13 protein-coding genes and 1 tRNA gene are annotated in these 14,611 nt (G+C 59.7%); 4 read left to right on the forward strand and 10 right to left on the reverse strand.

Features of this window, described 5'->3' with window-relative positions; translation table 11 throughout:
• Positions 1-13: 13 nt before the first annotated feature.
• Positions 14-913, forward strand: coding sequence for a phenylalanine 4-monooxygenase (phhA, locus tag B5M06_RS09625; RefSeq protein WP_054066132.1), 900 nt, complete (start codon positions 14-16; stop codon positions 911-913).
• A complete protein-coding gene (locus B5M06_RS09630; protein ID WP_054066131.1) occupies positions 910-1,605 on the forward strand; it encodes an SDR family oxidoreductase in 696 nt (231 codons plus the stop codon). Before phhA ends, B5M06_RS09630 begins: the two co-directional genes overlap by 4 nt.
• Before the next feature lie 154 nt (positions 1,606-1,759).
• Here the strand turns inward: B5M06_RS09630 and B5M06_RS09635 are convergent, their stop codons facing one another.
• From B5M06_RS09635 to B5M06_RS09660, 6 genes are all read right to left on the reverse strand, one after another.
• Positions 1,760-2,161, reverse strand: coding sequence for a HepT-like ribonuclease domain-containing protein (locus B5M06_RS09635; protein ID WP_054066130.1), 402 nt, complete (start codon positions 2,159-2,161; stop codon positions 1,760-1,762).
• A complete protein-coding gene (locus tag B5M06_RS09640) occupies positions 2,158-2,448 on the reverse strand; it encodes a nucleotidyltransferase family protein (RefSeq protein WP_054066141.1) in 291 nt (96 codons plus the stop codon). The genes B5M06_RS09635 and B5M06_RS09640 overlap by 4 nt, the downstream gene beginning before the upstream one ends.
• 155 nt (positions 2,449-2,603) lie before the next feature.
• A tRNA-Ser gene (locus B5M06_RS09645) sits at positions 2,604-2,693 on the reverse strand.
• A gap of 107 nt (positions 2,694-2,800) precedes the next feature.
• Positions 2,801-3,775, reverse strand: coding sequence for a Bug family tripartite tricarboxylate transporter substrate binding protein (locus tag B5M06_RS09650; protein ID WP_054066140.1), 975 nt, complete (start codon positions 3,773-3,775; stop codon positions 2,801-2,803).
• Positions 3,776-4,069: 294 nt separating this feature from the next.
• The gene (locus tag B5M06_RS09655; RefSeq protein ID WP_054066129.1) at positions 4,070-4,435 is read right to left on the reverse strand and encodes a cupin domain-containing protein; all 366 of its coding nucleotides are present in this window, start codon (positions 4,433-4,435) and stop codon (positions 4,070-4,072) included.
• A 113-nt stretch (positions 4,436-4,548) separates the two neighbouring features.
• Entirely contained in the window at positions 4,549-5,577 is a 1,029-nt protein-coding gene (locus B5M06_RS09660) for an ABC transporter substrate-binding protein (protein ID WP_054066128.1), read from the reverse strand.
• A 121-nt stretch (positions 5,578-5,698) separates the two neighbouring features.
• On the opposite strand from B5M06_RS09660, the gene B5M06_RS09665 reads away from it, so the two are divergent.
• Entirely contained in the window at positions 5,699-6,352 is a 654-nt protein-coding gene (locus tag B5M06_RS09665) for a flavin reductase family protein (protein ID WP_054066127.1), read from the forward strand.
• 146 nt (positions 6,353-6,498) lie between these two features.
• On the opposite strand, the gene B5M06_RS09670 is transcribed toward B5M06_RS09665, so the two are convergent.
• On the reverse strand, positions 6,499-8,796 hold the full coding sequence (locus B5M06_RS09670) for an NADP-dependent malic enzyme (protein WP_054066126.1): 2,298 nt from the start codon (positions 8,794-8,796) through the stop codon (positions 6,499-6,501).
• A 205-nt stretch (positions 8,797-9,001) separates the two neighbouring features.
• On the reverse strand, positions 9,002-10,489 hold the full coding sequence (locus B5M06_RS09675; RefSeq protein ID WP_054066125.1) for a nucleobase:cation symporter-2 family protein: 1,488 nt from the start codon (positions 10,487-10,489) through the stop codon (positions 9,002-9,004).
• Between the two features lie 339 nt (positions 10,490-10,828).
• On the opposite strand from B5M06_RS09675, the gene speG reads away from it, so the two are divergent.
• Positions 10,829-11,356 (forward strand): spermidine N1-acetyltransferase, encoded by a 528-nt coding sequence (speG, locus tag B5M06_RS09680; RefSeq protein WP_054066124.1) that lies wholly within the window; start codon positions 10,829-10,831, stop codon positions 11,354-11,356.
• A gap of 64 nt (positions 11,357-11,420) precedes the next feature.
• Here the strand turns inward: speG and B5M06_RS09685 are convergent, their stop codons facing one another.
• Both B5M06_RS09685 and uraD read right to left on the reverse strand, forming a co-directional pair.
• Entirely contained in the window at positions 11,421-12,689 is a 1,269-nt protein-coding gene (locus B5M06_RS09685; protein ID WP_054066123.1) for a M20 family metallopeptidase, read from the reverse strand.
• Positions 12,690-12,714: 25 nt separating this feature from the next.
• Positions 12,715-14,571 (reverse strand): 2-oxo-4-hydroxy-4-carboxy-5-ureidoimidazoline decarboxylase, encoded by a 1,857-nt coding sequence (uraD, locus tag B5M06_RS09690; RefSeq protein ID WP_054066122.1) that lies wholly within the window; start codon positions 14,569-14,571, stop codon positions 12,715-12,717.
• Positions 14,572-14,611: the final 40 nt, after the last annotated feature.

A 14,611-nucleotide genomic window follows, 5' to 3' on the forward strand; every position in this document is an offset into this window, starting at 1 on the left:
TGGAGGAGGCCCTATGCTGCAGCAACACCAAGCAAGCACCAAGCACGGCCTGGCCGCTGGCGCGGCCCACCAGCCTGAGCGTCCCGACTGGACGGTCGACCAGCAGTGGAGCGCCTACACCGCGCAGGAGCATGGCATCTGGAAGACCTTGTTCGAGCGGCAAAGCAGGCTGCTGCCCGGCCGGGCGTGTGACGAATTCATGCGTGGCCTGCAGGACTTGCCCATTGGCCCGGAGCAGATTCCGAACTTTGAGGCACTGTCTGAAAAGCTCATGCAGCGCACGGGCTGGCAGGTCGTGGCCGTGCCCGGTCTGGTGCCAGACGATGTGTTTTTTGATCACCTGGCCAACCGCCGCTTTCCGGCAGGCCATTTCATCCGCAAACCGCATGAGCTGGACTATCTGGAAGAGCCCGACGTCTTTCATGACGTATTCGGCCATGTGCCCATGCTCATGAACCCGGTCATGGCGGACTACCTGCAGGCATACGGTCAGGGCGGCCTGCGCGCCAAGGCGCTGGGCGCGCTCGATAACCTGGCCCGGGTCTACTGGTACACCGTAGAGTTTGGCCTGGTGCAGCAGGCAGACGGGCTGCGCATCTATGGCGCAGGCATTGCTTCTTCGCCTGCAGAAACTGTTTTTTCAGTGGAAGACACTTCCCCCAACCGCATTCAGTTTGAACTGGAGCGCGTGATGCGCACCCACTACCGCATCGACGACTTTCAGGAAACCTACTTCGTGCTGCAGCACTTTGACGACTTGCTCAATCTTGCGAACATCGACTTTGCGCCGGTGTACGCGCGCGTAGCCCATGCACCCTGCTACGAGCCGGGCGATGTGCTGCCATCTGACAAGCTGCTGCACCGTGGCACAGGCCGCTATCACCAGCATCCAACGCACAAGGGAAAGCAATGACCACCAAAACCGTTTTGATTACAGGTGCCGCTGGCCAGCTAGGGCAGGCCGTTGCCGCACGTTTTCGGCAGGATGGCCTGCGTCTGATTCTGGCTGACCGCAATGAACAGGCACTCGAACAAGTGTTTGGCGAGCGCGACAATGAAATACTGCTGCCTGTAGACCTGCTCAAGCGCGAACAGGTGGCCAGCGAAATCGTCTGGGCACAGTCACGCTTTGGCAGCATCGATGTGTGCTGCCATATCGCCGGCGGCTTTCGCATGGGCGAGGCGGTGCACACCACGTCTGACGCCACCTGGCATTTTCTGATGGACCTTAACGCCAAAGCCCTGCTGCACGTGGCTGCCGCCGTCATCCCCGGCATGTGCCAGCAACAGCGCGGCAGCTTTGTCACCGTGGGTGCAGGGGCGGCCCTGAAGGGCGGTGCCCACATGGGCGCCTACAGCGCCTCCAAGAGCGCCCTGATCCGGCTGACCGAAGCCATGTCCGCCGAACTCAAGCACCAGGGCATCAACGTGAACTGCGTGCTGCCCTCCATCATCGACACCCCCGACAACCGCGCCGCCATGCCCGATGCCGACCCCGCGCAGTGGGTCAAGCCCCAGGCGCTGGCCGAGGTGATCGCCTTCCTCACTTCGGACGGCGCAAGCGCCGTCCACGGCGCGGCGATTCCGGTGTGTGGGTTGGTGTGAGGGGAGATGCCCACTTTCCTCTGTTGGGTAAGGTGGGGGCACAGGCTTCCTGTGCAGGAGTCATGGTCGCAAAGTCTGCAGACGTTGGACTCGGTGTTTGGCAATCAGGCACTGCAAACTGCCGATGGCTGGAGATTGGATTGGGTAGGGCAGATTACTGTCGCTCGCACATTCCAAGTGCAGCCACAAGCTTGTCTCTGAGTGCAGGCATGTCCTTCTGGATGACGGCCAAGACAATCTCATATTGGATTCCGTCATAGCCATGGCTGATTTTTGAGCGCATACTCCACCAGCCAGAAGCATTCAGCGCATGCTGTTCCACCAACTCTGGGTTGGCTGTCTGTGCATTGTGAAGGCATTGCCCAACGACTTCTATGCAGCGAACCAATGCGTCGCGCAGCATGTTGACTTCGATGGCGTCATCGTCTTCATCGCAAAGCCTGTCTTGCATCTCTGGTGATGCGCTGCTCAGGTATTGGCTGGCCATATCGATGCGCTTGATGGCATCTTGCAGATAGTCAGACAGTCTCTCTGGCTTGACAGGATCCTTGCTCACAGTGCCACTGCCTTTTGCACCACGGAATCGCGCCATTTCTTGGGGAGGCTGCGAGGGGTGTTTACATCGAATTGAACGCCAATTTCCTGGCTGAGCTCTCTCTGCATATTGACCAAATCCAGCAAGCTGCCGCCAGGCATCATGTCGATCAAGAGATCCACATCACTGGCTTCACCTTGCGTGCCTGATGCAACTGATCCGAACACGCGCGGATTGGCACCCTTGTGGCGCGCCACGATTGCGCGTATACGCTCTCTTTGGCTGAGTAGTTGGCGGTAAGTTGTCATGCTCAACCTCCTTGTGGCCATTCTTGCAGTCTATGGATTCTCGGGCAATAGGACGTGGTTCATCAAACCAGCAGTCTTTGTACGGCGGAATTGCCGATGAAACGTTGGCTGAAATAAAAAAAGCCAAGTGAAATCAATCACTTGGCTTTTATATTTGGCGGAGGCTGTGAGATTCGAACTCACGGAAGGATCACTCCTTCGGCAGTTTTCAAGACTGCTGGTTTAAACCACTCACCCAAACCTCCGGAAGCTGCGTATTCTACACAAGGATACGGGCTTTCATGGCAGATTTTGCGCGTTGAAAGCAGCGTGAAAAAACCGCCTTCGGAGGAAGGCGGTGTGCAAGGGGCGCTTAGTCTGCGGTTGCGCCGGAGGCCTTGACGGCTTCGCCCCAGCGGTTGATGTCAGCATCGATCAGGGTGCGGAACTCTTCGGTGCTCAGGCTGTAGGCTTCAGCGCCGAGGTTGGAGATCTTCTGCTTGACTTCATCCTGCGCAAGGATGTCTTGCACATAGCCGTTCATGCGTTCGGCCAGTTCCTTGGGCAGGCCCTTGGAGCCGATCATGCCGTACCAGGGCTCGACCTCGAAGTCGGTGTAGCCCAGCTCATGCAGGCTCTTGACGCCGGGGAACTTGGGCGAAGCGTGCTTGCTGGTAATGGCCAGGGCCTTGATCTTGCCGCCGTCGATCTGGGGCTTCAGGGGCACGGGGTTGTCAATACCGTACTGCACTTCATTGGCCATCAGCGCAATGATCAGCGGGGCCGAGCCCTTGTAGGGGATGTGGGGGGCCTTGGCCTTGACCTGCATGTGGAACATCTCGGCAATCATATGCTGGGGCGAGCCTGCACCGGCAGAGCCGAAGTTCACCTTGTCAGCCTTGATTTGCTCCACCAGCTCTTCCACGGAGTTGATGCCGGAGGTCGCACCTGTCACCAGCAGGAAGGGGGCCTTGGCGATGGGGGTGATGGGGGTCAGGTCAGTGCGTGGGTTGTAGGGCACGCTCTTGTACAGCGTGGGCGAGATGACCACGGGGCTGCTGGAGCCGACCAGGAAGGTGCCACCATCGGGCTTGGCGCGGCTGACGAAGGCGGTGGCGATATTGCCGTTGGCACCGGGCTTGCTTTCAACGATGACGCTGGCGTCGATGCGTTTTTCCAGCTCGAGGGCCACGATGCGCGCCAGCATGTCGCTGGTGCCGCCAGGAGCATAGGGCTGCACCAAGGTGATGGTCTTGGTAGGCCATGGATCTTTCGCGTGGGCCAGGCTGGGCAGTCCTGCAGTCACTGCCAGTGCAGCGGTGGCAGCCAAAACGGTTCTTCTGAACATTTCCACTCCTCGTTGTTGGGGTTATGCCTTGTGGGCAAATCATTAGGCAACGCCTATCTGGATGAGATTCCATTTTGTGAATTGGCGTCTTCCCTTAAATACTAACCCCCAACTCTTTTATAAGAGTGGCTGAAAACTGTGCTTTATGGCAATAAATCATGTGGATATTACGTAGAAATCCACTGATTTTTCAGGCTGCGATTCTGGGTTTTGTTATGCGAAAAATGCTGCAATGCAGCAAGCTCTGATGGGTGTCAGCAACCTGCTGTCTTGTGCATCTGCATGCTGTAGCTTTTATGCGCCTGAGGAATTGGTCTGGGCAATGAAAAAGACTTTTTTCACGCGCTCATCGACCTCCCAGTGGCCGGTAAAGCCCTCAGGCAGCACGAAGCTGTCGCCCGCTGCGAAGCTGTGGCTGGTGCCGTCTGGGTCTACCACGCGGCAGCGGCCTTCGAGGATGTGGCAGAACTCCACATAGCCTGCGCAGTTGGAGCGGAACGATCCGGCGGTGGCTTCCCATACACCGCTGCTGAGCTGGTCGTTGCTGGCGGTGAAGCTCTCCAGCGTCAGATAGGTGGTGTTGCCGCTGATGGGGCGGCTGGGCTTGCCGGACTTGGCGCGGGAGAGGTCTTGGGTTTCGATACGAATCAGTTTGGACATGAGTGCTCTGAAAAAAGAAGCTGCTTGCGCAGATAAATAAATGGTTTCAGATATAAAACTATCTGAAATCTATGGATATCAAGCGCAAGCAGCTCTTTTATTGAGAGCTTGGCTTAACGCTTGGGCAAAACATCCAATTCTGCAGCGCTGGGCAGGAAGCTGCCATTCCAGACCGCGTTGACGGGGATGGGGTTCTTCGTGGCGTAGGCCTGTGCGACCTGCTCAGCCATGAGCTGCAGGCGCTCGGGGTTGATCTGGCCAAAGCCTTCCTTGCGTGCACCTTCGCTGTCCACTGCGGTTTCCAGCGTCAACTGCAGGCGTTTGACTTCCAGCGGCACATTGACCAGACCATCCTTGGCTTTCAGCGAGGCAATGGCGGCTTCAGGCTGGGCCACGACTTCCTTGGCCCCCTTGGCAAAGGCCTTGAGGAATGCCCGCAGCGCCTCGGGCTTGTCGGCAATCAGCTGGGGGCTGGCAATGATGACGTTGCCGTACAGCTGCACGCCGTGCGTGGCATAGGGCAGCACCACCACGTCTTCACGCGGGATACCGCGTGCTTCCAGATTGAGCAGGCTGGTGAAGGTGTAGCCGGTGACAGCATCCAGATCGCCGCGTACCAGCATGGTCTCGCGCAGCGGTGGGTCCATGGTGGTCCACTGCACATCGCCTACGCCATTGGCCTGCGCAAAGATGGGGAAGGTGCGGCGGCCAGCGTCAAAAATCGGGGCACCCATCTTCTTGCCAGTCAGATCTGCCGCTTTGGTGATGCCGGACTTCTTCAGCGCCATCACTGAGGCCGGGGTGGTGTTGTAGATCACCATGACGGCCACGGGCTTGATAGGCGCGTCCGGGTTGTTGGCGTGGAACTCCATGAGCGCCGCCATGTCGGCAAAGCCCAGGTCATGCGTGCCGGAGGCTACGCGCTGGATAGCGCCTGCACCTGCGGCAGCTTCCACATTCACATCCAGACCCTCTTCCTTGAAGTAGCCCTTTTGCTCGGGGTGGACGAAGAAGGCGGCCGGGCCTTCAAAGCGCCAGTCCAGCTGGAACTTCAGCGGCGTGTTCTGCGCGGCGGCGTGAGAGAAAGCGGAGCAGGCCAGCAAGGCAGCTGCGGCGGTTTGCAGAAAGTGGCGTTTGCGCATGGGGCTTCACTCAAAGGGTTGGAGATGTCACCTTTGAGCAAAATCAATGCCCGTATTGCATACACACTTGGCATACAAGTTGCGGCACCTGATGCAACGCCAAGAACCGGAATGTTTGCCAATGACAGAAATCGACTTCTCTACCCTGGGTGCCTATGAGCGCTACAAGCTCATGGCCAGCCTGATCGTGCCGCGCCCGATTGCGCTGGTGACCACGCTGGGCGCAGACGGCACCGTCAACGCCGCGCCGTTCAGCATGTTCAACATGGTGGGGGAAGACCCGCCGGTGGTGATGCTGAGCATCAACAAGCTGCAGGACGGCCAGCTCAAGGACACGGCCGCACACATTCTGCGCAGCAAGGAGTTTGTGGTGCACCTGGCAGATGAACCCATTGCCGCCGCCATGCACCGTTGTGGGGACAGACTGCCTGTGCATGAGAGCGAGCTGGCCTACACGGGCCTGAGCATGACCCCCTCGCACAGCGTGCAGGTGCCGCGCATTGCCGAAGCGCCCGCGGCATTTGAGTGCGTGCTGCACGAGGTGATGGAAACGGACAGCCGCTATGTGTTTATTGGCCGCGTGCAATGGCTGGCCGTGCGCGATGGGCTGGTGGACACCGAAAAGTGGCGCGTGAAGTTGCAGGACTACTTTCCCGTAGGCCGGTTTGGAGCCAGCTTTTACGTGACCTGCCGTGAGCGTTTTGCCATCGAGGCGGAGGAAGGCAAGGCCCAGGTCAAGGCCGGCAGTGCCACTACCGCCATTGATGAAATGTGAGCGCCTTGCGCTGGTGTTATCTAGGTTTCAGGATGTTTTCTACCTGAAAATAAGCATTCATCAGCGCTGGCAGCTCTTTTTGTAAGAGCGCAATAAAAAAAGCCCTTGGCATTGCGCCAAGGGCTTTTTGCTGCAGCAGCAAAGGCTTAGGCCTTGCGTGCAATCGCCTGTGCGGCGGCCAGAGCCGTCATGTTCACCACGCGGCGCACGGTGGCAGAGGGTGTCAGCACGTGGGCCGAAGCGTTGGCGCCCATCAGCATGGGACCAATGGTCGTGCCGTGGCCCGAGGTGGTCTTGAGCACGTTGAACAGAATGTTGGCTGCGTCCAGGTTGGGGCAGATCAGGATGTTGGCTTCGCCGTGCAGCGTGCTGTCAAACACGGTGCGCTCGCGGACCTTCTCGTCCAGGGCTGCGTCGCCATGCATTTCGCCATCGCACTCGATACCGGGGTTGGCAGCAGCAAAGAGGTTGCGCGCTTCGCGCATCTTCAGCGCCGACTTGCGGGTCGAAGAGCCGTAGTTGCTGTGCGACAGGAAAGCCACCTTGGGTGGCAGACCAAAGCGCGCCACTTCGTCTGCAGCCAGCTTGGCGATCTGGGCCAGTTCTTCCGCGCTGGGGTCTTCGTTGATGTAGGTGTCGGCAATGAACAGGGTGCGGTCTTCCAGCATCACGGCGTTCACCGTCGCCATGCGGTCTACACCGGGCTGTACGCCAAACACTTCTTCGATGTGTGCCAGGTGGCGGTCAAAGCGGCCTACCAGGCCTGCCAGCATGGCGTCTGCATCGCCCAGGTGCACCATCAGCGCAGCGATGATGGTGTTGGAGCGGCGCACGGCGGCCTTGGCACCTTCGGTGGTGATGCCTTTGCGGCCCATCAGGCGGTGGTAAGCCTCCCAGTACTGGCGGAAGCGTGGGTCGTCTTCGGGGTTGCACACCTCGTAGTTCACACCGGCTTGCAGGCGCAGACCTGCCTTGGCAATGCGTGCTTCGATCACGGCAGGGCGGCCAATCAGGATGGGCTTGGCCAGTCCTTCTTCCACAGCCACCTGCACGGCGCGCAGCACGCGCTCGTCTTCACCTTCGGCATAGGCCACGCGCTGCAGGCTGGCCTTGGCCGCTGCAAACACGGGGCGCATGATCATGCTGGTCTGGTAGACAAAGCGCGACAGGCTCTCGCGGTAGGCCGCAATGTCTGCAATGGGGCGAGTGGCCACGCCAGACTCGGCAGCAGCCTGTGCCACAGCGGGGGCAATGCGCAGGATCAGGCGGGTGTCAAACGGTGTGGGGATCAGGTAGTCGGGGCCGAACTTCAGCTCCTTGCCCTGGTAGGCGGCGGCGACTTCGTCCGATACGTCCTGCTTGGCCAGTGCGGCGATTTCGCGCACGCAGGCCAGCTTCATGCTTTCCGTGATCTTGGTCGCGCCGCAGTCCAGTGCGCCACGGAAGATGTAGGGGAAGCACAGCACGTTGTTCACCTGGTTCGGATAGTCCGAACGGCCGGTGGCGATGATGCAGTCAGGGCGCACGGCCTTGGCCAGCTCGGGGCGGATTTCTGGCTCTGGGTTGGCCAGCGCCAGGATGATGGGCTTGTCCGCCATGGTCTTGACCATCTCTGCGGTCAGCACGCCGGGGGCCGAGCAGCCCAGGAAGACGTCAGCGCCGTTGACGGCGTCTGCCAGCGTACGCAGGTCGGTGTCTTGCGCGTACTGGGCCTTCGAGGCGTCAAGGCCACCGGGGCGGCCGTTGTAGATCACGCCCTTGGAGTCGCACATGAACACGTTCTTGCGCTGCACGCCCAGGCCCACCATGACGTTCACGCAGGCAATGGCTGCTGCGCCGGCGCCGGAGACGGCCACCTTCACGTCTTCAATCTTCTTGCCTACCAGTTCCAGACCGTTGAGCAGGGCGGCGCTCGAGATGATGGCCGTACCGTGCTGGTCGTCGTGGAAGACGGGGATGTTCATGCGCTTGGAGAGTTCCTGCTCAATGTAGAAGCACTCGGGCGCCTTGATGTCTTCGAGGTTGATGCCGCCCAGCGTGGGCTCCAGCGAGGCGATGATCTCGATCAGCTTGTCAGGATCGCGCTCGTCCAGCTCGATGTCGAACACGTCCACGCCTGCAAACTTCTTGAAGAGACACCCCTTGCCTTCCATCACAGGCTTGCCAGCCAGAGGGCCGATGTCACCCAGACCCAGCACAGCCGTGCCGTTGGTGATCACGCCCACCAGATTGCCACGCGAGGTGTACTCGGCGGCCTTGCTGGGGTCTGCCTGAATGTCCAGGCAGGGGTAGGCCACGCCGGGTGAGTAGGCCAGCGACAGATCGCGCTGGTTGGATAGCGGCTTGGTGGGGGTCACCGAAATCTTGCCCTTGTTGGGGCTTGCGTGGTACTCGCGTGCAGCATCGCGCAGTGCTTGCTCAGCGGTGGACAGAGTTTGTGTCATAACAACAGCAGAGGTCTTATTGAAATTCAGCTAATCCCATTGCTGGGACTGATTGCCTAGAGCTTACCCTAGGTGTAGGTCGTTGCAGGGGTGAACGGTTTGTGCACTGCAATATCAGCATTGCCAGAGTTGCAAAACCCCTGCGGGGTGGGCAGGGGCTTGGCGGCAGGCCCAGGGTACATGGCCTTTGTGGAGCAAGACGGGATCAGTGAGCGTCTGCTTGGCGAGCGGCCTGGATGACAGCTTCCGTGTCTCCGCGTGCGCCATTGAAAAACACGTTCAACAGCACAGCGGCCATCGAAGCCAACAGGATACCGGATTCAATCAGAGGATGGATAGCGTGTGGCATCCACTGTCGGAAATTGGGTGCCACCAGTGGAATCATGCCAACGCCGATGGAGACGGCAACGATCATGGCATTGTTGCGGTTCTTGATGAAGTCCACGGTTGAAAGGATGCGGATGCCGGTCGCAGCCACCATGCCGAACATCACCAGACCTGCGCCGCCCAGCACCACGGTGGGCAGGGATTCAATCAGCATGGCCATCTTGGGCAGCAGGCCCAGCAGCACCAGAATCACGCCACCGGCTACGCACACCCAGCGGCTCTTGACGCCGGTCACAGCCACCAGACCTACGTTCTGCGAGAAGCTGGTGTAGGGGAAAGTGTTGAAGATGCCGCCAATCAGCGTGCCCAGACCGTCGGTACGCAGACCTCGGGTCAGCTCTGCCTGGCTGATCTTCTTGCCGGTCATGTCAGACAGGGCCAGGAACATACCGGTGGACTCGATCATCACCACGATCATGACCAGCGTCATGGTCAGAATCAGAATGGGGTCAAACACGGGCGCGGCAATTTCAAAGGGCAGCACGATGTTGAACCACTGCGCTTCTGCCACTTTATGAAAGTCCATCAGACCCATGGCAGCCGTGATGACACCGCCCACCACAATGCCCAGCAGCACCGAGATATTGGCGAGGAACCCCTTGCCAAAGCGGGCCACCAGCAAGATGGTCAGCAGCACGGCGGCGGAGATGCCCACGCCGGTCAGGTCTGCGTACTTGGGGTTAGGAATGGTGGGCACGACGGCAAAGCCAGCGGGCACAGGGGGCAGGGCAGAGCCAGGGGCGCCAGCCATGGCCTGGGCTTCGGACAGCCACTTCAGGTGCTCAGGGTTGGGAACCTGGGGCGCTGTAGGGCCTACGGGGTTGCCAAAAATCCAGTTGATGCCCACGCGCATCAGGCTGATGCCAATCACCGTGATGATGGTGCCGGTGACGACAGGTGGGAAAAAGCGCAGCAGGCGGCTGACGATGGGGGCAATCAGGATGGAGACAATGCCTGCTCCAATGACGGAGCCAAAAATCAGCCCCGCCCCGGCATGGCCACCTGTGGACTGCGCCATGGATACCATGGGGCCGACGGCCGCAAAGGTCACGCCCATCATCACGGGCAGTTTGATGCCAAACCACTGTGTGCAGCCCATGGCCTGAATCAGGGTGACGATGCCGCAGACAAACAGGTCGGCTGAAATCAGCATGGCCACCTGTTCGGGGGGCAGGTTCAGGGCGCGGCCCACAATCAGCGGAACGGCGACAGCACCGGCATACATCACGAGTACGTGCTGCAAACCAAGTGCGGTGACACGCCCCAGGGGCAGTTTTTCATCAACAGGATGCACGGTTGTTTGCATGGGAGTCTTCCTTGGAGTCCTGAGAGGTGTGTTTGACCTGGAGCGTTTTGCAGGCATATTGCGCACAAACATCCATACAAAAAGTGTATACAAAGCAATGTGTGGCGACTTCCCTTGGAAAACCCTGTTCAGCCTTGTTTTTCTAGGGGTTTGCCCCTGAAAACTGGCAAATTGGCGCTACAGGCTGGTTTGCAGTTTTGCGGAGCAAAAGCATTTTTTTTAATGCGAAAACTGATCAGGGTCCAAGTACGGGTCTTGCACTGCGGCAAGCAATACTCATGCCCACATGTTTTGCGTCTGTGGTAAAGATAGACCTCTGTCCCCTAAAGAGGCTGTGTGATGAATGCTGTTGCTGTGAGCTTGCGCCCGCTGGAGCGGGAAGATCTGCGCTTTGTGCATTCGCTGGACAACAACGCCAGCGTGATGCGTTACTGGTTTGAAGAGCCGTTCGAGACCTTTGATGAGCTCTCCAGCCTTTATGACCAGCACGTGCATGATCAGGGCGAGCGCCGCTTTATCGTCATGGAAGGCAGTGCGCGCGTGGGGCTGGTGGAACTGGTGGAAATCGACCTGATTCACCGCAGGGCAGAAATCCAGATCATCATCGACCCGAATTTTCAGGGCCGTGGGCTCGCCTCCAGAGCCATGCGGCTGGCGCTGGACTATGGCTTCAAGGTACTGAATCTGCACAAGGTCTATCTGTATGTAGACAAGGTCAATACCAAGGCCGTGCATATCTACAGCAAGCTGGGCTTTATCACCGAGGGTGAGCTGGTGGATGAGTTCTTTGCCAATGGCGAATACCGCACGGCATTGCGCATGTACATGCTGCAGCCGCAGTACCTGCGGCTTGGCAACGCAACATAAGAAAAGCCCCTGTGGCATGGGCCAGCAGGGGCAAGGAAACTGAATGGCAGCGCTGCTGCAAATATCAGGCCATCAGATCAACCAGGCTGCGTGCCACTACCTTGGTGGCGCGGCGCAGATCTTCCAGCACCAGTCGCTCGTCCGAACGCTTGGCGTGACTTTCCAGCACGGTGCGCGGGCCTGCGCCATAGATCACGCCGGGAATGCCGCGCTCTACGTACAGGCGCACATCGGTGTACAGGGGCGTACCCACGGCGGCGGGCTTTTCACCAAACACGGCTTCACCATGCTTCTGGATGGCATCGACCAGCGGCTTGTTACCCGCTAAGGGCGTCATGGCATTGGCCAGTAGCAGGCGTTTGATGTCCGCGCGCACGGCATCGTCGCCCTGATAGCCGTGCTCGGTGTTGAAGTCTTCCACCGCCTTGGCAATGACGGCGCGAATCGAGGCTTCCACTTCTGCGGGGTTTTCTTCAGGAATCATGCGGCGGTCGAGCTTGAGCACCACCTTGCCGGGGATCACATTGGTGTTGGTGCCGCCTTCGATGCGGCCGATGTTGAGGTAAGGGTGCTTGATGCCGGGCACCTTGGACAGCACCTGCTTGTACTTCAGGTTCTCGGCATACAGCGCATTCATGATGGCGACCGCGCCTTGCAGGGCATCCACGCCGGTGTCAGGCACGGCAGCGTGGGCCATCTTGCCGTGCACCGTCACTTCCATCTGCAGGCAGCCGTTGTGTGCGGTCACGACTTCGTAGCTAAAGCCTGCGGCCACCATCAGATCGGGTTGGGTCAGGCCTTTTTTCAGCAGCCAGCCGGGGCCGAGTTCACCACCGAATTCTTCGTCGTAGGTGAAGTGCAGCTCAATATTGCCCTTGGTGGGTTTGGCTACGGCTTCCAGTGCACGCACGGCAAAGGTGAAGGTGGAAAAGTCGCTCTTGCTCACAGCGGCTGCGCGGCCATAGAGCTTGCCATCTTCAATTTCAGCGCCATAGGGGTCTTTGGTCCAGCCCTCGCCGGGGGGGACCACATCACCGTGGGCGTTCAGGGCAATGGTCTTGCCGCCGTCACCATATGGGCGGCGCACGATCAGGTTGGTGATGGACTGCATACCGTAGTCCTTCACCTCCTGCTCGGGCACGACGTGCTTTTCGGCGTCAAAGCCAAACTCAGCAATCAGGTCGGCGGTGCGCTCTGCATGCGGGGCGTTGTTGCCGGGTGGGGTGTCGGTAGGTACCTGCACCAGAGCCTGCAGAAACTGCACCTGCTCGTCAAAGTGGGCATCAATCCACGCATCCAGCGCGGCGTAGGTGGCTTGGCGGTCTTGGGTCATCTCGTGCTCTCGTAGGGATGGTGGATTATTCGGAAGCCAGCTGCTGCAGCACATGGGCAAAAGCATCCACGGCCAGTTGCATGTCGTCGCTGGTGGTGGACTCCAGCGGGTTGTGGCTGATGCCGCTGTTCAGGCCGCGCACGAACAGCATGGCCTGGGGCATGATTTCGTGCAGCTTCATGGCATCGTGCCCTGCGCCGCTGGGCATGCGGTAGACGGGCACACCGAGCGCATCGACGGCCTTTTCCCAGCGGGCCTGCCATGCGGGGGCACTTGGCGCGGCAGAGGCCTGCATGGCCAGCTCCAGCTTGGTTTGCAGACCACGGCGCTGGGCGATTTCCTCGAATTTGGCCAGTACGTCCTTGACCATGGCATCGCGCTGCACATCGGTAGGAGCGCGCAGATCCATGCTGAACTGGCAGCGGCCGGGCACCACGTTGACCGAACCACTGGGTACATGCAGCATGCCCATGGTGGCCACGCTGTCACCATCCTGTGCGGCGCGTTGCTCCATGTAAAGCGCAAGTTCTGCTGCACCCAGTGCGGCATCGCGGCGGCGGTCCATGGGCGTGGTGCCTGCATGGCTGGCAGTGCCTATGTATTCGGCGATGTAGCGCACGCTGCCGTTGATGGAGGTGACGATGCCCAGCGGAATATCCAGCTCGTTGAGTACCGGGCCCTGCTCAATATGCACTTCGATAAAGCCTAGATACTTGGCTGCATCGCGCTGGAGCTTGGGGATGTCGTCAATGCACAGGCCTGCATGCTGCATGGCTTCGCGCAGGGTGATGCCGTCAGCGTCCTTCTGCTCCAGCCACTCGGGTTTGAAGTCGCCAATCAAGGCGCCAGAGCCCAGGAAGGTGGCCTTGTAGCGCTGGCCTTCTTCTTCCGAGAAGCCAACTACTTCAATGCCAAACGGCAGGCGTTTGCCCTGGCGGTGCAGCTCGCGCACACAGGCCATGGGCACAAAAATCCCTAAGCGCCCGTCGTACTTGCCGCCATTGCGCACGGTGTCGTAATGGCTGCCAGTCAGCAAATAACGTGGAGCCCCCACGCTTGCCACTTCGTGTGCTGCGCTGCCCCCCGAGGGGGCCGCAGCTTGCTTGGGGCGACCCGGCGCTGCGCTGTTGCCACCTTCTTGCGCAGGGTGATAGCGGCCTACCACGTTGCCTACGGCGTCAATTTCCACTTCATCAAAACCGCAGTCACGCATCCAGTGGCTGATGCGCTGGGCACAGGCACGGTGGGCATCAGTGAGATACGTGACAGTGAGCTGGCCTTTTTCGGCGTAGCCGGGCTCGCTGTGCTGGGCCAGCTTTTCCTGCCAGTCCCACACATCGTTGCCCAAGGTGGGCTCGTAGCCAAACTTGTCGTTCAGGCGTATTTCTGCAATGCGGTGGATGTTGCGAATCGCCTCGGCGCGCTCAAAGTCGGGGTGGTTGGAGAGGCGGCGTGCAAAGGTGGCAATGATTTCCTGCTTGCTCAGGCCCGTGCCACGGGGGCCGCGCACGGCCAGGATGAAGGGAAAGCCAAAGCGCGCGTTGTAGTCCGCATTGAGCTGCTGAATCTGCGCAAACTCCTCGGGGGTGCACTGGGTCAGGCCCGCCTTGTTTTGCTCATTGGTGGATTCGGCCGTCAGCGTCTTGGAGACCATGGCCTTGCCTGCCAGTTCCGGGTGGGCGCGGATCAGGTCCAGCTGGGCCTGCACGCCCGCTTTTTCCAGCACTTGCACCATGGCGTATTTCAGATGTGCCAGCGACTTGAACGGGCGCTGGGCCATGGCGGCTTCGGCAATCCAGGGCGAGTGTTCGTACAGGCCATCGAGCAGCTGCACAGCCGTGGCGGTATCGGCGGCGTTGAGTTGTTCCAAAGTCAGAGCCATGGTGCGTCCTATCTAAAAAGAGAGCTGCTAGCGCTTGTGC

Source organism: Comamonas kerstersii, assembly GCF_002056725.1.
GTDB classification, from domain to species: domain Bacteria; phylum Pseudomonadota; class Gammaproteobacteria; order Burkholderiales; family Burkholderiaceae_C; genus Comamonas; species Comamonas kerstersii.